Annotated in this window: 24 protein-coding genes and 1 pseudogene; 3 read left to right on the top strand and 22 right to left on the bottom strand. The window is 41.5% G+C overall.

All coding sequences use genetic code 11. The features are described from left to right. Positions 1-111 precede the first annotated feature (111 nt). Positions 112-654, top strand: a complete 543-nt coding sequence (locus G632_RS0109920) for a hypothetical protein (protein ID WP_022768950.1) — start codon at positions 112-114, stop codon at positions 652-654. Between the two features lie 32 nt (positions 655-686). Here the strand turns inward: G632_RS0109920 and G632_RS22675 are convergent. The 16 genes and pseudogenes from G632_RS22675 to G632_RS22160 form a co-directional block, all read right to left on the bottom strand. Beyond that, a pseudogene (locus G632_RS22675) lies at positions 687-1,538 on the bottom strand (integrase DNA-binding domain-containing protein). A 108-nt stretch (positions 1,539-1,646) separates the two neighbouring features. Beyond that, positions 1,647-1,901, bottom strand: coding sequence for a hypothetical protein (locus tag G632_RS0109905; protein ID WP_022768946.1), 255 nt, complete (start codon positions 1,899-1,901; stop codon positions 1,647-1,649). A 79-nt stretch (positions 1,902-1,980) separates the two neighbouring features. Continuing rightward, a complete protein-coding gene (locus tag G632_RS0109900; RefSeq protein WP_022768945.1) occupies positions 1,981-2,457 on the bottom strand; it encodes a zinc-ribbon domain-containing protein in 477 nt (158 codons plus the stop codon). Between the two features lie 327 nt (positions 2,458-2,784). Continuing rightward, a complete protein-coding gene (locus G632_RS0109895; protein WP_022768943.1) occupies positions 2,785-3,939 on the bottom strand; it encodes an ATP-binding protein in 1,155 nt (384 codons plus the stop codon). 111 nt (positions 3,940-4,050) lie between these two features. Further along, positions 4,051-5,286 (bottom strand): S41 family peptidase, encoded by a 1,236-nt coding sequence (locus tag G632_RS0109890; protein ID WP_022768942.1) that lies wholly within the window; start codon positions 5,284-5,286, stop codon positions 4,051-4,053. A gap of 25 nt (positions 5,287-5,311) precedes the next feature. Further along, positions 5,312-6,505 (bottom strand): winged helix-turn-helix domain-containing protein, encoded by a 1,194-nt coding sequence (locus G632_RS0109885; RefSeq protein ID WP_022768941.1) that lies wholly within the window; start codon positions 6,503-6,505, stop codon positions 5,312-5,314. Positions 6,506-6,534: 29 nt separating this feature from the next. Continuing rightward, positions 6,535-6,981 (bottom strand): hypothetical protein, encoded by a 447-nt coding sequence (locus tag G632_RS19555; RefSeq protein ID WP_022768939.1) that lies wholly within the window; start codon positions 6,979-6,981, stop codon positions 6,535-6,537. Between the two features lie 46 nt (positions 6,982-7,027). Continuing rightward, complete coding sequence (locus tag G632_RS0109875; RefSeq protein ID WP_022768938.1) at positions 7,028-7,786, bottom strand: hypothetical protein; 759 nt, start codon at positions 7,784-7,786, stop codon at positions 7,028-7,030. Then, positions 7,783-8,304 carry a GNAT family N-acetyltransferase gene (locus G632_RS19550; protein WP_051154925.1) on the bottom strand — a complete coding sequence of 174 codons (522 nt, stop codon included), beginning with the start codon at positions 8,302-8,304 and terminating at the stop codon, positions 7,783-7,785. The genes G632_RS0109875 and G632_RS19550 overlap by 4 nt, the downstream gene beginning before the upstream one ends. Positions 8,305-8,583: 279 nt before the next feature. Next, positions 8,584-8,883, bottom strand: coding sequence for a helix-turn-helix domain-containing protein (locus G632_RS0109865; RefSeq protein WP_022768935.1), 300 nt, complete (start codon positions 8,881-8,883; stop codon positions 8,584-8,586). Positions 8,884-8,959: 76 nt separating this feature from the next. After that, on the bottom strand, positions 8,960-9,508 hold the full coding sequence (locus tag G632_RS0109860; protein ID WP_022768934.1) for a hypothetical protein: 549 nt from the start codon (positions 9,506-9,508) through the stop codon (positions 8,960-8,962). A 6-nt stretch (positions 9,509-9,514) separates the two neighbouring features. Then, positions 9,515-9,730: a helix-turn-helix domain-containing protein gene (locus tag G632_RS0109855; protein ID WP_022768932.1), complete on the bottom strand. Its 216-nt coding sequence runs from the start codon at positions 9,728-9,730 to the stop codon at positions 9,515-9,517. Positions 9,731-9,947: 217 nt separating this feature from the next. Beyond that, the gene (locus G632_RS0109850) at positions 9,948-11,993 is read right to left on the bottom strand and encodes a methyl-accepting chemotaxis protein (protein ID WP_022768931.1); all 2,046 of its coding nucleotides are present in this window, start codon (positions 11,991-11,993) and stop codon (positions 9,948-9,950) included. 132 nt (positions 11,994-12,125) lie between these two features. Next, the gene (locus G632_RS0109845; protein WP_022768929.1) at positions 12,126-12,539 is read right to left on the bottom strand and encodes a DUF6608 family protein; all 414 of its coding nucleotides are present in this window, start codon (positions 12,537-12,539) and stop codon (positions 12,126-12,128) included. Continuing rightward, the gene (locus G632_RS21190; protein WP_022768928.1) at positions 12,526-12,993 is read right to left on the bottom strand and encodes a LytTR family DNA-binding domain-containing protein; all 468 of its coding nucleotides are present in this window, start codon (positions 12,991-12,993) and stop codon (positions 12,526-12,528) included. Before G632_RS21190 ends, G632_RS0109845 begins: the two co-directional genes overlap by 14 nt. Positions 12,994-13,002: 9 nt before the next feature. Then, positions 13,003-13,713 (bottom strand): hypothetical protein, encoded by a 711-nt coding sequence (locus tag G632_RS22160; RefSeq protein ID WP_022768926.1) that lies wholly within the window; start codon positions 13,711-13,713, stop codon positions 13,003-13,005. A gap of 227 nt (positions 13,714-13,940) precedes the next feature. Here G632_RS22160 and G632_RS0109830 point away from each other — a divergent pair, with 227 nt between their 5' ends. Continuing rightward, a complete protein-coding gene (locus G632_RS0109830; protein WP_022768925.1) occupies positions 13,941-14,633 on the top strand; it encodes a hypothetical protein in 693 nt (230 codons plus the stop codon). Here the strand turns inward: G632_RS0109830 and G632_RS0109825 are convergent. Together G632_RS0109825 and G632_RS0109820 are read right to left on the bottom strand one after the other, a co-directional pair. Further along, positions 14,622-15,269, bottom strand: a complete 648-nt coding sequence (locus G632_RS0109825; protein ID WP_022768923.1) for an HAD hydrolase-like protein — start codon at positions 15,267-15,269, stop codon at positions 14,622-14,624. The two genes, G632_RS0109830 and G632_RS0109825, sit on opposite strands and share 12 nt — an antisense overlap. A gap of 92 nt (positions 15,270-15,361) precedes the next feature. Continuing rightward, entirely contained in the window at positions 15,362-16,240 is an 879-nt protein-coding gene (locus G632_RS0109820) for an SPL family radical SAM protein (protein WP_022768922.1), read from the bottom strand. 196 nt (positions 16,241-16,436) lie between these two features. Between G632_RS0109820 and G632_RS19540 the strand changes: the two genes are divergently transcribed. Continuing rightward, positions 16,437-17,195, top strand: a complete 759-nt coding sequence (locus tag G632_RS19540) for a transposase (RefSeq protein WP_022768921.1) — start codon at positions 16,437-16,439, stop codon at positions 17,193-17,195. A 48-nt stretch (positions 17,196-17,243) separates the two neighbouring features. Here the strand turns inward: G632_RS19540 and G632_RS0109810 are convergent, their stop codons facing one another. The 4 genes from G632_RS0109810 to G632_RS0109795 form a co-directional block, all read right to left on the bottom strand. After that, positions 17,244-17,987 (bottom strand): GNAT family N-acetyltransferase, encoded by a 744-nt coding sequence (locus G632_RS0109810; RefSeq protein ID WP_022768919.1) that lies wholly within the window; start codon positions 17,985-17,987, stop codon positions 17,244-17,246. Between the two features lie 4 nt (positions 17,988-17,991). Continuing rightward, on the bottom strand, positions 17,992-18,630 hold the full coding sequence (locus G632_RS0109805) for a GyrI-like domain-containing protein (protein WP_022768918.1): 639 nt from the start codon (positions 18,628-18,630) through the stop codon (positions 17,992-17,994). Between the two features lie 87 nt (positions 18,631-18,717). Continuing rightward, positions 18,718-19,131, bottom strand: a complete 414-nt coding sequence (locus tag G632_RS0109800; RefSeq protein WP_022768916.1) for a VOC family protein — start codon at positions 19,129-19,131, stop codon at positions 18,718-18,720. Beyond that, the gene (locus G632_RS0109795) at positions 19,128-20,045 is read right to left on the bottom strand and encodes a helix-turn-helix transcriptional regulator (RefSeq protein ID WP_022768915.1); all 918 of its coding nucleotides are present in this window, start codon (positions 20,043-20,045) and stop codon (positions 19,128-19,130) included. Before G632_RS0109795 ends, G632_RS0109800 begins: the two co-directional genes overlap by 4 nt. Positions 20,046-20,176 lie beyond the last annotated feature (131 nt).

The following is a 20,176-nucleotide window of genomic DNA, read 5'->3' as shown; positions in this document are numbered from 1 at the left end:
TATTCCGAGGAAGGTATTTAATATGCTGACTATCATTACAATCTCGTAGTTCTCAAAAATGTTTTTCTGTTAAAATATGAATAGAACAGATTTTAAGGAAGGAGCATTACAATGGAATATGTTATTGCTTTTTTTGGCGGTCTATTCTCTATAGGAATAATCTTTTCTTTCATGAGGAATGACTACAAACTAATAACAGGAAGCTATATAAAATGGTTTCCACTTATATCATTTCTGGCCATTGTCTACTGTTTTATACGTCTCTATGGGAATGCTATCCCTGATGGGTATACCGTCACTAATTTAGTTGAAGTTCAAAATGCGGATTCTAATGATGTTTATTATTGGAACTTAAAGATTGATATAGACAAAAATGATAGCACCTATGACATCATCGGATATATAGACCCTCAGTCGGGCGCTCTTAAAGAAGTAGATTCAAATGGCTTTGAAAGTTTTGGGAGTGATAATGCGTTTTATGATTCTAATGAAGAGTATAAGGTGATAATTAATAAAAAAGATGTTAATACCACATTTCTACAGGCTATTCAATATATTGGATTAGTGAATCTATTGATTTACTCCTTGCTCCTTATATCAACCATATGGGCATCAATACTCATCATAAAGCATACTCTGTTCGTACATGAATAATGTAAAAGAGGAAGTAGTTTTTGGCTACTTCCTCATACAACTCTAAACATTTTCTGACTTACAGGCTTGATCTTGCCTTCCTTCTTCATTTCGTTTCTGGCTCTGTTAAGCTCCTCTACCCTGATCATCTCTTCCTTGGCGTCATTCAATCCTAGATGAGTGTATACGTTCATGGTGATGCTTATGTCCGAATGCCCCATCAGGTATTGTAGCGTTTTAGGGCTCATGCCTGCCCTGGCCATATTGGTACAATATGTATGCCTGCAAATGTGAGGGGATAAAACCGGAATCTGAAGCTTAAAAATAGGTATAATCGTCATGAACAAACCTAAGGAAGCTCTCCATTTGCTTTTCATCAAGAGCGTCTCTTGGCTGAGTGTCATTTATTACAACTCCTCCAAATTGGAAACCAAATGGATTTTTGACAAGCATATCGTCATCAACAGCCATCTGGAATGCCGGCCTTAGAACCCCTCTAACATTTCTGATTGTGCTATAGCCTTTCCCGTCTTCCTGCAACTTGATAAAAAGAGCTTAGCATCAGAGGTTTTTACCTTGCAGATAATCTTATTTGAGAAATCTTCCTTAGAAAGCAAGTTTAAAACAAAACCATAATTTTGCTTTGTATTTGGCCTTACTGCAACTTTGGTCTTTACATATCTCTGAGCCAGCTCCAAGACTGTCATTTTCTTAGCCAGGGGAGAAATCGGTGAATCAATCTCCTTCTCTACCTGCTTTTCTAATTCCCTGAGTGATAAACAAGGCTTCTTGCCAGCAGGTAATGGATCAGTGGGCTCCAACTTCCAGCTATACACGAACTTTGGTTTGACTCCCCTAAGGGCGTTCTGTAATTTAGTTGTATCCCCGCCAATCTCGACGGTTATTCCTTTTATCCTGTTTGCCAAGATTCAACCTCCAGATAAAAAGCACGAAAAAAGCACCTACCCGTAGGTAGATGCTCTTAAACCCCGTATCTTTTATTTGAATTCCAACTATCTGATGCGTTTGTCTGCCAAAATAGCATATACGTATGACGATCCCCTGACCAGATTTGTTATCATACCTGGCCCAGTCAAATTTTTAATTTCAGCAGCTTTACCAATATTACTCTTTGGTATTAGCTGATTCGTCCTACTCGGGATAATACCATTGCCTTTGATCAGATACGTAAATGGCTCTCCCTTTATAGTCCTGAATTCTTGTCCTTCACAGTTTACAATATTCTGCCATATCTTCTCAAAATCCATGATGACTCATCCTCCTTGTCTTTATCTATATTGGCTTACCAACTGACCACAGACTGATCATGGCCCATACTCATAATGATTAGATTATATTTGCAACATAGAAAAAAACTCCTAAATAGAGGATGATAGCAAATAAGATGGTGATGAATATCCTACCCCAATAGCGTTTTTTCCACTTCTTGTTACATATAGGGCACGTAGTATTAAACGAAAGATATGTCTTCTTTTTTAGGAACATGTTGTACTTAGTATGGCATTTAGGGCAGGTGACTACTTCGCTCATTATTTCACTCTTGTTCCCAGCAGCTGTCACACTTTTTTTCTTAGCTACCTTGTTATAGCTTATTTTAGGTTGCAGTGGTTTACGCACATTATTGCGACTCTCAACTTCTGACCACATAGCATCAGCAGCTTCTTGCCTTCTCTGCTTTTGTTCTTCGTTTTTGTTCCGAAGAATCTGCTGTCGGGTTTTATAGTCATCCTTAATAGGCCTTCCGCAATATGAGCAGAACATACTGTCCCCTACTATAACCTTCCCACAAGATGGACACTTCATTATGATTCCTCCAAATATTCATTCACTATTATTTTAAACGATATCACACAAAAAATCGCTCTTAAGAATCATAAAGTATCAAAAATTATCGTAATCATCCTGTGTGGCTACTCCAATACATAAACATAGTAGTTCCGCGGCTTTCCAAGCTATTACGGGTTATAAATAGTACACCTTCGTGGTGCCGTGGCAGACGAATAGAATTCTTATCATCTTAGCAAAAAACCTCTATTTATGTGTATTTACTGGCTTTAAACCTATTTTTGTCCAACGTATTTTTCTCATTTTCGTGGATTTCCAGAAGTCAATTTCCTCCGGCATCATGCATCACACTCTTCTTTGCCGAGCAATCTCTACTGCATCAGATATATGTAGATCTTTTTTTACATAAGCAGCAAGATAAGGAATGCAAAACATGACCTTTCCCTGCTCAGGAGCCGCTATGATTCCATTGTCAATAAGGTAAGCTCTGGTTTTACTCAGTTTACTCTGGGTTGTTCCAAAGCCATGCGCAATATCAGCAGTTGCAGCCAGTCGATCTTCATTTAGACAGTCTGACATTATTCTAAGATATTTTTTCTCACTATTTGGTAATTCATCCAATAATGGCTTCAACGATCTTTGTTCATATGCAAATACAGAATTTGTTATAGCTACCGAAGCTTCATCTTCTGTAACAACATGCTTCTTTTCTGCATTAAGTTCATTTATCCGCAATATAAGATGATATCCGAGAAGTTGCATCAAATACGGATGTCCAAAGCTTGCACTATTAAAATTCGCTATTATACTATCATCAATTACCAGCCCCTTTATTTTTGAAAAAGCTTTTTTTAGAGCGTCAGTTGTTTCATCCCATGTGAATAGCCCAAGCTCCGAATGAGTCGCACGTCTCAAATAAGTACAACCTTCATGTCTTATTATCTCAGAATATGCATATGGCAATCCTGCTACAGCCAGAATAATATCATTTCCCTTTCGAGAAGCCATTTGAAAGGCATTGCACAAAGATGAAACATCCTCTATCGGTACTTTTTGAACCTCATCAACTGTAACCAAAATTCCATTCTTGGAGTTAGCACAAGCCTTGAGAAGAAGTTCCTGTAACCTTTCCTTTCCAACATGCTCAGTCTTGGATACTGCTCCTGCACTAATGCCACCGCCTATTCCCAACACACTCACATTAGCTTGGGGATTTACTGTTTTGGTCATTTCATCATATCCCGAAAGCGCATAAACAAGCTGTGATATTGTGTTTTCAGGTCCAAGATCTATTACAGTCCTTTTTTTTGCAGCAGCTCTGATAGAAAACTGCTCTAAAAGAGCTGTCTTACCGCTTCCTCTCGTTCCTGTAATAAACATAGCGCGATCTTCACTTCCCAAGTCTATCATCGCATGATCAAAAAGCTTTAAAATCTCTTCTCTTCCAAAAAAGACTCCGGGCTTTCCTCCAAATATTGGTGAAAAAGGATTAGTAAACATTGACATTCCTCCACGTTTATTACTTTTTCTATTTCTAATATACTCAATGCTTAATTTTATGTCAAATCTGTATTTTCTGTAAAATCTGTACATTCTGTATCACAATGCATTTTATATCTGATCCATCACATAATCCAGTTCAACGTCTTTTCCGATATTCTCAGGCTTCCACGGAATATAAACACCAACAGGTACACCCTTTTGACCAAGGCCTTTGCCATGATCAATTCGTGTATCTCTGGAAGTTGGATAAGTCAGCTTAAAGTCATCAAATTCAACCATATTTACGTTGGAATAGTCGGTGATTCCGCTTGTCGGCCTTCCCACTACGGTTACCTTCGGTGAAAAAGACATCGCTTCCACAAAGGCATCACCCGAAGAGCCGCACCTCTCATCAGTGATGACAAAGACCCTTTCGGGATTTTTTCTTCCGCACATATCAAGCGGCATCTCATCTTTCTCCTCGATCAGACCTTTACCATATTTTTCCTTAAGGTCTGAGAGCATCTTATCAACCATGGGCTTAACATCATCGGGAATCACATCACCAAAAAAGCTTTTTAAGAGCCTGCGTCTGTCATCGCAGTTCCTTTCTGAATAGTTTATGGCAATCGGATACTCCTGCCTGACATATTTACTAACAGGCTCACCCTCAGGAAAGCAGTATTCGAAAAGCGGGAAAAAAGCTCCATCAGCCCCTCCACCGTTATCACGTACGTCAATTATCAGATTCCTGCAGCTGTCGAGCTGCTGCCTGCATTCGTCGTACAGTTTACTGATAGCCTCAGCATCAACAAAATCCGCTAATCTTAAATACAGAGTGTCCTTATCATAGCTTTTATAATAATAGTTCTCTGCCGGTTCAGATTTTGTGCCAAGTTTAACCGAAAGCTCTTTTGCTGAGCCGTCACCATGCTCTACTGTCAAAGTGTTATAAAACTTAATGACTGAAGGCCACAGCATACCCTGACGCTCCATAGCCTCGCCCATGAGCATGATCTTTTCTTTATCTGCTATCTCCGGAATAGTCATACCGTCAATCTTCGTTATTCTATCACCGGGTACAAGGCTGGTTTCGCCATCTGCCTCCGTAACATAGAGCACATCTTCGTATCGCATAACAGCGAAGCCAACATTCTTCATAGCAGCATCTGAAAAGCCAATATGCGCAAACACCTTAAAACCTGCCAAATACTTCTGAACTACATGAACAAACTCTTTTCTGTCCATGTCGTCGGTTACTGTTTTTAAATACTTTTCATAATCCCCCGCGCCATAATCAGGATAAGTAGCGGAATCATGTGCCATGATACTACCTATTTCCTGAAATATCTCTGTATATGTCACACTTTTCTCCTCCGATTTAGATATATCATTTCTGAAAGCTCTCGCAATCATTGAATTTGGCAAAACGGCCAAGTGTCCGTTCCAGTTCACGATTCAATGCTTTTGTCTGCCGCACTCCCGGCTCCCACCACAAACCTTTGACCTGTAGAATACCTTCCTTACGATCCGGAACAGCTTCAATCCGGCCGACGAATCGATCTCCGTATATGATGGGAAGTGTATAATAGCCATACTTTCTTTTTACAGCAGGTGTGTATATCTCCCACGAGTATCTGAAATCCCACAGCGCCAGTATCAAAGCCTTATCCCACATAAGAGGATCAAGCGGTGCAATAAAACACATCCTTGGTTTCAAGTCAGCAGTCCCGGCAATGATTTCCTGCATGAGCGCTTCATCTTCGATGCGATAGTAAAAAGGTACCTTTATCCCCTCTACCATAACAGATCCGATCTTTTTATCGGTAGACAGGTTTGAGAGTACTTTTTTCCTCAAATCTGCTTTCAGGTCAATGCCCAAAAAAGCCGTACTGCTCTTATCCCACAAAAGACCTACAGCCCCGATCCTACGCAGAACGCGCCAGGAAATAAACTCGAACTCATCTTTGCAAGGATTGTCAGCTTTTAGCAATGTTGCAGGAAGATATTTCTCCGCAAGGTCATAATACTTACGGCTTCCTTTTTTATGATGAATGATCAGTTCACCGTCGGTATAGAGCTGCTCCAGGACCGATCTGGCGGCCTGAGACTTTTTTTGCCAGTTACCGCTCCAGTGCATCGAAGAGTGCCAGTAGATCTCACCCTCGATTGGCAATGTATCGCTGCAGACAGTGCCATGCTCTCTGATGAAAGATACCGCCTCCTCTTTTAGTTCCTGCAAGCCCTCGAAAGTATCACTCATCCGTAGGCTGCGCTCTCTGAAGGAAGCAAAATACGGCCAGTCCTGCGCGGGCCATATCGACAGTTCTTTATCCACATAGTCTACGAGCTTACGGTCCTCATACAACAGCTCCCAAAGCATGGATTTCTTAAAGCCTTTAACTCTGGACTGCAATGTCAGCTCAGCATTCTTGCCACAAACATCAACAGGGTCAAACTGAATACATCCTGCCTGACGTATATAATCATAAGCACCATTCTTCCCTGCAAACCGATACGAACCGATCAGCCCCTGCTTGGCAAGGATAAACTGCGTTGCCTGCTGTTTTGTAATTGTAAGCATATCCCCAACCCCTTATTCATATGATTCGTTTAATACCGGGCAATCACCACACTGATATCACAAGCCAAAAGCTTGCTGATAGCTTCAATCAGCTCATCATCTATATCTTTCGCCGGATTGACAATATCTATTTCGCAGCTCGCAAACCCGCATTTAAAGTCATAATCCAACTCATTGAGTGATGACTCTTTATTACAGCAAGGAAGGACTACGTCGAGTCCGGTAAAAGAGCTTTTGGACGCAGCGCTCATAGCTCCTTGCCACCAGTCAAAGCCTAATTTCCTGCCACATAATGGACATTTTATCCTCTCCAGATTACTTCCGCAGTCTATGAACTTCGGGTCATCCGAATACTGTACGTTTACCGAATCACACTTCAGAATATCTTCAACATACTTTCTTGCAGCATCCATTTTGTCCGGTGATATTTTGGTATTTGGATCTGCAGGTATTATCTTGCATACAGTATCTGACATTGCATCCCTCCAACTATTACATCTGCAGTTTACTCATTCTCTTCTGCTAAAACTCCTTTGACTTAAGCAGTAAGTATTTCCCCTCAAATACTTCTCTGCAGATCCTAAGTTCCAGCTCCTGCCTGTGCCTGAAATGGTCTAGTAAAGCATCGGTGCCTGACAGGCTCTTTTCCCGAGCGTAAGGTGAATTATCAAAATAGCTCTTCATCAGTGGAAACCACATCTCATTGCCCTTGTCATCTGACCTTTCTTTCCTTATAACATCGATGTTTGATGCTATGTCTTCAGTTCGGATATACATTATCTGATATTCCTTGCCGGCAAGAGCTTCCTTCACTTTCTTGTAGAAGTCAATAATCTCCTGATCGCTGCAATTCCGAAACAATATCATGTCCTCTACTATATTTTGAAAAAGAGAACACTCAAAAATATACTTATCTCCGCTCCAGTTCCGAAATCTCTTTAAGACAATTTCTCTGAAACTGTCCGGTTCAAGATTCCCGTTATATATCTCATACTGCTCCAGATCCTTATGGAATCCCGGAATATCGGTAATGATCTTAGTGTAGCAGATGATCATGTGGTCATCTTCTTCATAGCTCTTTTCCATGATCTCACTGCGGATATCGCTGTACTTATCAAGAATGCCTGCATAGGTTTTCTTATCAACATAAGCACACCACGCAAGCTCCACAGGAGAATAATCGCCCTCACAAACAGCCTTGTAGTCATGATACTTCTCCGAGAGCCGCCTTACAAGTGTGCTTTTGCCACTTCCCTGTAATCCTTCAACAAAATAATTCATGCAATCTCCTTTCTTGTCAGCCTGTTTCCCTGAAGTTTTAGCTCTTTTCCGGAATCCGTTACAAGCTCCTCTATATCGAGAGCTTCAATCACGTAGCTCTCAGCGAATTTGCTCAGCAATTTGTTACTACCTGCATTTCGCACATCGGCTTCGTAGAAAAACTCTGTCTTGCCGTACTTACTGTTAGCATAGTCTAAAATGTATTTCAGCGCTTCATACGCATAGTCCTTTCCCTGCTCGGATTCTATGATCCACGCTCCAAGTTCCGGAGAGTCTCCTGAAAGTCCGTGCATTTCGACGCTTCCGACGAATCTCTCATCTGCGTCAACTACGGCAAAAACAAGAGTTTCCTCTTTTTCCATCTCATCAAGAAAATCCTGAAGAATGGCTCTTGCATCCTCAATGCTCTCAAAGGGGTCAGGCCACTGATATTTGGTAATCTCCTCGTTAAAGTTCTTGTAATAGTCCTCAAGATATTTCATATCAAAAGGAACAATCCTGATCTTTCTGTCTGTCATCAAATTTCCTCCCGTTTCATCTGCCACCGCAAACAAAAAAGCCTATTCTGCATACGCAAAATAGACTCACACAAATAGACCTATATTATAAGGCCGGAAATGCATGATAATCCAGATTAAGCATACACAAAACAGCTGCAGTAAGCAGCCATCGAAAATCATTGTGTTCACTTAAGCCAAATTATCTGATAAACATCCCTTCACCTATACGCAAAGCGCTCTTTCTTTATATTTAAAGACCTTCTAATACTAACATATGCAGTATTAGAAGGCAAATGATTACGTATTTCTTTGTTTATATTTTTTCGGAACAAACTCTATCCTGAGTGTACTGTCCATCGCTTCCGCAAGGCGTTTCAAAAGAGCTATACTTGGATTCCTTGTTCCCTTCTCGAGACGACATATATCAGCCTGACTAATTCCACTTTTCTCCGCCAATTCCATTTGCGTCATGCCGGCTCGTATACGCGCATCTAGTATAGCTCTTGTAATATTCATTTCCGGCTGAAGCGCTTCATACTCCTTTTTAAAATCAGGATCCTGCATCAATTCATTGGTTAGTTCTTGTAAGTCACTCATATATGCCTGCCTCCTTTCTTTATGCTATATATAGCATAATAAATATTCTTAGTCAATCATACAGCATTCAGAGCATTCAAAGCATTGACGGCAGATTCTGCACAACAAATTCCTGTCCGGTTCTATCATATTCAATTCTGTAATATGAGTTTCCACTCATGCTTGTTTGCAATGAATGTGTTATACCGATAGCCTGAGCTTTTTCTGTGGTAAGTGTGACTTTCTTGCCCAGCTTGCTGTCTTCTGTTTCAATCAGATAGCCATTTCTCTTAAGCCAGTCTGTTATTGTTCTGTATGATAATTTCTTATATACCGACTCATCGATTCCGGAATTCAATTGCTCAGTCAGTCTTGTAATTGTCTTAACCTCTGAATACCTAAAGCTATCAAGCGTTTCTATCGGGAATTCTTTTTTCTTGTTTCCACCGGTTTTCCCAATAATTCCGTTGTTATCCTTAAGCTCTGCCAATACATCTTTTACAAAAAACATGCTTCTGATAATGACAGGATCATTCATTACATCAGCCTTATCAGCTATATCGTTATTAATGGGATTTTTCCCATCTGCTATGCGCTCAACAAATGTAAGCGCTGTTTCCACTTTTTCTAAATCAAATTGTTTCACTAATAATTAATCTCCATTTCTTTTAGTATCTTCTTTGCTCTCTACAAGCTTTTCCATTTCAATCTTATATGCCATCAATCTAAGGAGATAATCAGGCATCTTTCTATTTCCCAGTTCCCAGTCCTGTAGCGTGCGATATGGAATCTCAAAATATGTGCAGAATTCCTTCCTCGACATTCCTGTGCGATTTCTTAATTCAATCAGGTATTCTCTGCTATCCATCTCTGTATCCCCCTATCAGTCAATCAACAAACAAATTTCTATACTCAACGCGTATATTATTTCATACACATTGCGTATTGTCAATTGCATTTACAAAAAAGACATACCACTTATTGGTATGCCTTCTCTGTCAGATACTTATGCACTTTTTTCGCAGCAGCATTGTTGTCAGCAGATTTACCAAGCCACAGCCTTTTTCATATTCGCATGCTCTGTTTTACTGAATTGTAAATCTCTCAAGGTTTCCGTTGATGGTATCAACCGCCTCAGATACTGAAGATGCTGCACTAGCAACAAGCTCTGAGGATGATGCAACACCCTTGGCAGCTTCTGTAACTCTTTCAACATTGTCGGCAATTTCCTGAGTTGATGCCGACTGCTCTTCAGAAACTGATGCCATATTTGTTGCTACATCATTAACCTTCTCCATCTGTCCGGCAATAATGGTAAGTGTATCATTGGCTTCTGACAGCTGCTGTGTGATTTCCTTAAATGTAGAAGCCGCATTATTGATAGATTCAGCACTTGAGTTGATCATCTGAGTATTGGTCTCAGATTTCTCCGAAAGCTGCTGTACTCTTGCTGACATGTCTTTGATAATGTCTGCAATCTGCTTTGTAGCGTCTGCTGAGTTCTGAGCAAGCTGTCCGATCTCCTGAGCAACAACAGCAAAGCCCTTTCCTGCCTCACCGGCTCTTGCAGCCTCAATGCTGGCATTGAGTGACAAAAGATTAGTCTGTGAAGAAATGGAGTTGATAAGATCAACGATCTGATTGATCTTCTCAGCAGCCTCATCAACACTTGAAACTGCATCTGCCATATCCTTCATGGAATCAACAATATCGTTCATTCCGTTTGCGACACCTGCCATCTCATGCTGTCCGGAATCAGCCTTGGAAACAAGCTCGTTCATTGTTTCCTCAATCTGCTGCTCCTGCTCTGTTACATTAGCAACTGTCTGAGCAAGGACTGTAGCATTTTCTGCAACTTCATTGACAGCCTGGGCCATGTTTTCAATGTTTTCACGAATCTGATTCATGCTGGCCGACTGCTCGTTAGCTGCTCCCTCAAGGTCTTCAGCTGTACTCTTGGAGTTCTGTGCATCATCAAGAAGTCTGCCGGAAACATCTTTAATTTCACTCAGGGACGTTCTCATACCATTGACAAAGTCGCCCATGGCATTGTTCATATATGCAATTTCGTCATCACCGTTAGATGATATGTCAACAGTGAAGTCACCGTTCGAAATCTTTTCAATATTGCCTGTGAGGCTTGTAACAGGGTTCTTAATAAGTTTTCTAAGAACAATGTTCATTATTATGATCACAGCTGCAACAGAAATCACAATAACAACTGCAAGAATAGCAACAAGGCTGATAAGTGCTGAGAGCACCTCTTTTTGCTTAGCATAAACTATTACGAACCAGTCAGTACCACTTACCTGGGAAGCAGCGAGATAATACTTTTCTCCGTTTATCTTGGCATTGACTACTTCATGAGTCTCTTTTCCCGACTCTTCTGCTACATACTTGCCAATAGCGGTCAGGAACGGATCATCCTGAATATCAGCTACATTACTTCCGCAAACATCAGCATTTTTATAAGTAAGCAAAAGCCCCTGACTTGTGATCATCATAGCTCCGCCGGTCTGATATATCTTAACGTTACCAAGCTCTTCCTGAACACTTGATAAGAACATATCGGCTGCAAAAGCACCTTCTCTGCCATCCTTAAGATGAACACGTCTTATAACAGATGCACAAAGCCCGCCTGTGACCTTATCAAAATAAGGAACATCATAGTAATAGAACCAGCTGTTTGTGTACGTCATTGCTTCCTTGTACATAACATTTTCTGTACAATCTTCTATTTCATATGTCGGGTCAGCCGGATACAAAAATGTCTTATCATTAAGCATTACATACGTGCCGGTTGGAAGAAGCGCGTATCTGCCGACTGTCCCCGCAAGATATCCCATTATTTCTTCATTGGAGGAAAATTCATTCTGTTCAACTGCATCTGCCACAGCGTTGAGGTAATAGAATGTAGAATTGAGCTCTCTGTTTACCTTACTGGCATCTACAGAAACCTCGTTTTCCAAAGAATTGTAAATAAGATCCTTGATCATTGAATAACCAAGAGAAAATGTGATTCCCTCAGCTACCAGGATTGTGATGAGAAGCATTGCAACAAACAGTGCAGAAATCCTAGCACTGATTGCCTTTGGTGATGCGCCTGCTTTCTTAGACGTATTGTCACTCATGATATACCTCCATATAAAACATGAAAATTTCTTACAACGACTACACTATTTATAAGTATACACAATGATTATAAATATTGTATAAAGTAAACATGTAATCGTTATAAAAAACATTTCTTTTTACATGAAAGGCTACTCAAGATTGGAAAATACTTCGTTAGCTCTTTTAATCTGTCTGAAGAAACTTATGTAGTATACAATTGCCCCTGCTACATAGGGAATCGTCACCGAAACGAACATGTCTTTGTAGGCTGATGGAGCATTTTCCGTAAAATGTCCCATGATCCAGATGCACAAAAAGACAAAGCCTATTAGCGCAAGGTACTGCCCGATCACCACGGGTATGAACGGAAAGCGCTGCAGATAATAGTGAAGCGAAAGTACGAAGGTCGCCAGCACCGAGATTCCCAAGCAGGTAAAAATATTCTCGGTATAATATCTGTCGATAAATCCTGTACTCTTTTCGAGCAGAAGCTTACCGCATACGATAAGTGTAAAGCTGATACAGACGATGGAGATGAAATTGTTTCTGTTAATTAGTTTCATTTTTTTTCCTCCCCTGTAGGTTCTTTAAAGCTTCATAGAACTCTGCTCTATAGCCTCTGTTCATCACAAGGCACTCATCGTTCTTAAGATATATGAGCGTCCTCATGTTTAGATCTCCCTGAAGTCTTTTTATCTTATAGAGATTGACAATGCAGGACTTGCTGATCCGCACAAAACCTGCGTCTTTGTGATCATCTATGATTCCCTGCAAAGTTTCTTTTACCTCAATACAGGTATCCTTGGTATAACCAAATGTCTTCCTGTCCACGGTCTCAAAGTAGAATATGGCGGAAAGAGGATGCGTCACCCTCTTTCCATCCGTGGTTCCTTCTATGTATTTCAGCGCAGGCCTAAGTCTTTCAAGCACCGCAGCTGTCTCGCTGTCTATCACGTCATAGTGAAGTTCTAAGTAGTTCTCCTCTATGTTTTCCTCTCTGGTCTTAAGAAATTTCATCTTTTCCCCTTATAAAATGAACATGATGCAGAGGAACAGGTAGGAAAGTCTTAAATTCCTTCTCGTAAGAAGATATACTCCTCCAAAGACAAATCCTCCAATTGCAGTGGATATACCGGTCACAAGGGATCCCTTTGTAAACCAGTGACCAAGCCCCCATGTAAGTGCCACCACAATTCCTCCATAGGGAATCTTATCATTTTTGAACCACTTTTCAAATGCATACTGGCCAAAAACGATGATGAGAAGTACAAGAAATACCTCTGCCAGATAGTAAATGTACTGGAATGTGAAAAGAACCGGTCCCTTCTTGCTAAATTCTCTGAGGACCTTGCTTCCGCCCCAGTCAATCCATGTGGAGATCAGACACAAGGCTGTTCCTGTGATGAGGAGTACCCACTGGGTTAAAGACATTTCTTTGGCGCCACGGATAAGGCTCTTTTCCCTGAAGTTCCTGATGAGGTCAACTCCTGATTTACGTGCGCATTCCTTGATAACATACAGTCCGCCAAATATCCAGACGATGACGGTTAATGTCCAGTGCAAAATGCTCTGCCACATGTTAAAACTTCTAAAGTCATATCCATATACGTTTATCTCAATCACATATGCGAGTAAAAGCTCGAATCCGATAACGGCAAAAGCCTCTAAAGCATAGCTCAAAAAATCAAGTCCCTGGAAGAATCTGTTTTTGTCTTTTGTAAGTGTCATTGTTTTCATTTTGAAAAGCTCCTTTGCAGTAGTTGTTGTTTCATCTGATAAACATACCTTACTAGGCCCGGAGCCTTGTTACAATGCCTCATGTACTAAGTTGCAATAAACGATGCTTAAGTTGCAAATAATGTGACATTTCTGTGATAGGGGGAATTATATAATCATCACAAAATAGAAAAAAACTATCGTAATTGATAGTTTCTACTAAATAAATAAAAAAGGAGATGAAAAATATGAGAAAGATGAATTTAATCATAGCAGCTATCGCCTGCGTAGCACTTTGTGCATCTGTTTTAACTGGATTCAAGTCACTTGCAGCAACAAATGAAGCAGCTCAGGGAAAGACACTTGGCGGATGGGAAGTTGCAGAACAGAATAACCCCGTCATGATAAATGAAAAAGACAACGCTCGCATTCAGACTGTACTTAAAGGAAGTGGTGACAACTTCAAGGTGCTTGATCTTGTCGCAACACAGGTTGTATCAGGAGCAAACTACATGTATCTCGTATATGGAACAACAGCAGACAATGCAGTTCCTGGTTACTATTTCGTAACAGTTTACGAGAATACACAAGGAATCGATACAATAATCGGAACTACACCTATTGATGTAAATGCCATTCAGACTACTGCACCTATGGGAAAAGGCATGGTTGGCGGATGGGCAGTACGCGGAACAGGTAAGCCCGGTATGTTATCAGACCAGAATGCACAGGCTTCCTTTGATAAGATCAACAATGAAGCTGTTATGTACAATCCGATTGCACTGCTTGCAACACAGGTTGTATCAGGAACCAATTATAAGGCTCTTTGCAGAGGAAACGATAGTAACCTTTATGTAGTAACCTGGTACAATGATCTACAGAATAACGCAAGCTTTACATCTGCAGAGTGCGTTAACATCGGTGCATATTCAGGACTTTGATAATATATCCGAGATGTCTTTTACTGAATCAGCAATAAACGTCGCACCGGATTCTCTTAGGCTTTCGGTATTACCATACCCGTAGGTAACAGCAATGCTATCTACTCCGGCCCCCAGGGCACCTTCGATATCATATTTGGTATCACCAATCATAATACATTCATTCTTGTCAAGGCCGTATTCATATACGGCCTTTTCTATTAGCCTCTTTTTGTCAGAGCTGTGATCCGTTAGTTCGGGCGCGATTATGGCATCGAAGAGGTCTGACATTCCGATCTTCTGGATTATCATTTTTGAAAACTTCATGGGCTTGCTGGTCACAAGAAGGACTGTTTTGTTTTGGGCTTTCAGATTCTGCAACAGCGCGATGATGCCATCGTAAATGTCGACATCATACATGCGCTCTTTTTCATAAATATATCTGTACAGGGCTACTGCCTTGTCGCAATCCTCTCCATGAAACTGATACTCTCTCTCAAATGAATCATACAAAGACGGCCCAATGAAAGTTTCCAGCTTCTCTTTGGACTGATCCGTTATTCCGAACTGTTCCAGTGCATATTCAACTGATGATGTGATCGCCCTTCCGGAATCTGTCACGGTTCCGTCAAGATCAAACATTATATTCTTGTACATTTCTCTCCTCGCATTTTGAGCCCTGGGGACGGAGTCAGTGGCTCATTTGTGAGCCCTGGGGACGGAGTCATGGGCTCATTTTTTATGTCATGTCACAGGCTAAACAGGCTCATCTGCTCATACTTATCAGGTAGTTCATTCATATAGCTAAAGCAATCTTCCGGCTTGTACATGATTTTGTTTGATATGCAGAACTCTTGGAAGGTCTGCATTAGCTCTTTTGCATTAGGACTTGGAAGATCATAGGCGTTTCCGTAACGCGTAATATAGCGCTCTTTCATTCCGGGAAAATGCTTATCAAGCGCTGCATAGTAGTATTCCCGGTCGCCTTCCCGAAGCGTTAGTCCCATGCCGAAATCTATAATACCCTTTACACCCACGCGAGCGCAATCCTTAAGTATTGATGTCAGGTTTTGCTCAGTATCATTGATAAACGGCAGGATTGGCGTGATCCATACGACTGTTGGAATTCCTCTTTTCTGCATCTCTTCGAGCACTTCTATCCTGCGCTTTGTATTACAAACATTGGGTTCCAAGATGCTGCATAGCTCATCGTCGTAGGTTGTGAGGGTCATCTGCACCACGCATTTTGCGCTGCGATTTATCTCATCCAGGAGGTCTATGTCACGAAGGATTCTGTCGGATTTGGTCTGGATGGCAAGGCCGAATTCATACTTCATTATGACTTCCAGACAGCGCCTAGTCTGGCGCAGTTCTTCCTCGCAATGCATATAGGGATCTGACATAGAACCTGTTCCTATCATGCACTTTTTTCTCTTGGATTTTAGTGCCTTTTCCAGAAGCTCCGGCGCGTTGCGCTTTACTTCAATATCCTCAAATGGATGAGTGAACTGATAGCACTTGCTTCTGCTGTCACAATAAATACAACCGTGGGTGCATCCGCGGTAAATATTCATTCCATGGCGCCCATGGTTTTCTGTGAGAATTCCTTTTGCTTCGACAAAGTGCATTGTGTTCCTCCATTTTTGAGCCCTGGGGACGGAGTCAGGAGCTCATTTGTGAGCCCTAGGGACGGAGTCAATGGCTCATTTTTATTTTCATATTGCTTTTCTTTTTCAACAATTGTATAATGCGTTTTAAATTAATATCAATCACAGAGTTCTTCTGTGAGCAAAGGAGTAGAATATGCCAAGAAGGCCAAGAATCATGAGTTCGACTGGCATATATCACATCATACTTCGTTCTGTAAATCAACATCTCATCTTCGAAGAAGATTCTGATTATCAAAAGTTTGTCTACATTCTTTCAGATTGCAAAATGAAATATGACATTAAGGTATATGCATATTGTTTGATGGATAATCATATCCACTTATTGTTAAATTCCCCCGCGGATAAACTTTCTGTCTTTTTCCAAAGCCTGGGGACAAAATTTGTACGATGGTATAACAACAAATATTTGCGTACAGGACATCTCTTTCAGGATAGATTCCGCAGTACATCAATAGAGAGTGAAAGAGCTTTTCTTGCCGCAATAGTTTATATACATAACAATCCGGTCAAAGCAAACATGTGTCGTTATCCATCAGAATATCGCTGGAGCAGCTACAACGCTTATTATGGTCAAAAGAATTCTCTGATCGATGCAAGTCTTGCTGACAAGATCGCCGGTGACAGAGATTCTCTTCACAGATTCTTCTCCAGAGCGTCAAATCATTCAAATGATGAACTTTTTGCAGATGATCATAAAATGCAAAAGATCTTTCTGACCGATGAAAAAGCCCTGGAAGTCTTTATATCAACATCTAAACTGACTTCAACATCTGAAATAAATAACCTTAACAGAGTACAACGAAACCGCTTGATCTGCGAGTTGAGAGACAAAGGCTTAACCATAAAGCAGATTGCGAGGTTAATGGATATTTCTTTAGCCACAGTAAAACGACTGAGCAAAATGATCCCTTGACTCCGTCCCCAGGGCTCACAGATGAGCCACTGACTCCGTCCCTAGGGGTCATTTCGCAATCTTCAAAAACTTTTTGTCGTTCATCTGCTCATTGGTGACATATTCACCGTCGCAGAAGAATGCGTAGGTCGTTATAGGTGTGGGGGCGTTTTGTGCCTCTTCCTTGCTGGTTATCCTGATTGCCTTGAATGGGATATTGTGCTCAGCGGCAGTTTGTTCAAGAATCGGAACATACTTCGCGTTGAATGGGCATTGGTTTGTATAGTAGAGAACATAACCCTTTTCTTCTACATGCGGATGTTTAGCGCACTCTTTGAACTGTGGAGCCACGCTATCTTCTGCAAATGGCAGGTACCACAATTGTATCCCGTTGTCTGCTTCATCGCACACTGTAAAGCCCTTGTATGTAAGGAACTTCGGATCAGCCAGGAAAGGCTTTTTCTTTGCTGCAGCCAGAATACATAGACCAAGCTTTCCCTTCTCTTTGCTATCGCAAATGCAAGAATCAAGCAGCTCGGTAGAATATCCATGTCCCTTGAATGCACCTGATACCCACAGGCAGTCGATATACATATAATTATCTGCAACAATGGGAACCCAGGCATTCTCAGCAGGAATATATTCAATGAAACACTTGCCTCGCTCTGCGCTTTTTAAAAACACAAGCCCTTCATCAAACCTCTCAGCAAGCCATGCCTTCTTGGATGAAACCTGTACATCTTTATTGTTTGAGATAGCACAACAAATGTGCTCATCTTCCAGATTGTCTTTTGTAACCCTGACAAACTCCATTTACTCAACCCTCCTTAAGTTTTATCGGATGCCTGATCACGGTTCTCAGTTTCTCAGGCGCCACCTTCCTAGCATCGCTTAAATAGATCTCGTGATGAAGTCGTTTGTCTGTAATGTCCAGTGCATACCCCTGCTCCTCCATATACTCATACATCATCGCTACAGTCGCAGGTTCATCATCATATGGTCCGACATGCAGGCATTGGACGCAGAGGCCCTCTTCCAAAGTCATAAACTCCACCTTGGAAAAATCCTGCTTTTTCTTAGATGTAGCCTCTGCAACTGCCCAGTCAAAATCATCCTTTGTCACAAAATCCGGGAGCCGTATCGCAGAAATCCAATTAAAGCTTTCCTTATGTGCATAATCTATGCCTTCAACTCCGTCCTGCCACCAAAACCCTTCAAGCGGAGGCACAACATAATCGAAATAGCCTTCAATTCTATGGACGCCCTTCTTACTCATCTTTATGGTAAAAGAGATTGCATAAAGCATGCCAATTGCTCTTTTATATTCACCGTCTTCCTTATTAGGGTCACCACTTCCGTGCACGGCAACAAAATTCATCTTAGGTACAGTTACAATTTCCGGTTTTGATGCCGGCAAATAAAATTCTTTAAACTCTTTTTTATAATCAAACGCCATAGTTGATCCTCTCCACCCCTCCAAAAAATGAGCCCTTGACTCCGTCCCCGGGGTTCACAAATGAGCCACTGACTCCGTCCCTAGGGCTCATTTTACATCCTTGGTTTCGTAGGGTTTGTTCCAGGAGCCGATTTCGATAAGATTTCCTTCAGGGTCTGCGATGTAGCATGTTCGCTGGCCCCATGGCTCAAGCTCAGGCTCAAGCACCGCTGTTGCGCCGCCTTCTACTGCCTTTTTGAACGCAGCATCAACCTCTTCAAAGGTATCCACATAGAGTGCAATCTCAGAATGTCCGTTAAGTCCCTTGACATACTCATACTTCCTGTTTGTCATCTTCTCGAAATCCCCTCTTCCATACAGCAGGAAAAGAGTTCCATCCTTAACCAGATATACATTGGAAGTATCCTCTGCCTCTTTTATCTCAAATCCAAGAACATCTCTGTAAAATCTGATCATCTTCCCCATGTCTTCCACCAAAAGTCCAAATCCATCAAGTCTCATTTCTCATCCTCCTTATAAACATCATTCATATTCCTAACGATCTCAGTCAGTCTCTTTCGCGCTTGTTTCGGCTCAAGAATCTCCGCCTTTTCTCCAAAGGTCAAAATCCACGTAACGAGGTTCTCCATATCCGTGTAATCCGCCGTAAACAGCAGCTTTCCATCCTCCTGCTCTATAAAGCACGCAGGGCCAAACTCTTCTACCAGGCGCCACTTCACGTCTTTTGCAAAAAGAGCTTTCACCTTTATTCCACCCGGAAACAACTTTTCAGTTGAAAGATCCGGAGCCGGAACGCTTCTGCACTTAAATACAGCATTCGACTCACCGACCTTATCCATGCGATTTAGTTTAAACAGACGAAAGTCTTTTCTTTTAAGGCACCATCCCCACACGTACCAGCTGGACCACTTGAACACCACATAATATGGCTCAATCCTGCGACTGCTCTCTCCGCTCTGGCTGTAATACTTAAAGGTCAGTATGTGCCTGTTTTCAATGGCGCTTTGTATAGTTTCTATCTTGGGAGCAAGCGTATCCCGGTACCAGGACGAGAGATCGATCAGAATGGAATCACGGCCACTCACAAACTCAGATGAACCGGCACTGATCTTTTCCATGAGCTGTCCATAGTATCTGCTGCCACTGATACTGTCAAGGCTTCTGAGACCGGCAAGGATCACCTGCATGTCTTTTGACGTAAGAAGAGTCCTGTCCATCCGGTATCCATCCATGATACTGATTCCGCCGTGGGCGCCCTGGGTAGTCTGTATCGGAATCCCGGCTTTGCACAGGTCTTCTATGTCTCTGTTTATGGTTCTCTTTGATACTTCAAACCGCTCTGCCAGCTCAGGAGCTGTAGTTTTCTCCTGCTGAAGCAGCACGGAAAGTATCCCTATTAGCCTGTCTATCTTCATTTTCGCTCTCTTCCTGCTCTCAATATCTCAATATCTGGTCAAATGAAAAACTGAATTCCGGTTTATAGTTGCAAAAAATGCATGTGAGGCTTTTTTAGGAGTTTTTTTATAAAAATGGTACTTTGACATGC

The organism is Butyrivibrio sp. NC2007, assembly GCF_000421405.1.
Taxonomy (GTDB): domain Bacteria; phylum Bacillota; class Clostridia; order Lachnospirales; family Lachnospiraceae; genus Butyrivibrio.
Note: the sequence above shows the minus strand (reverse complement) of the source record. Positions and strands in the feature narration are given on the sequence as shown.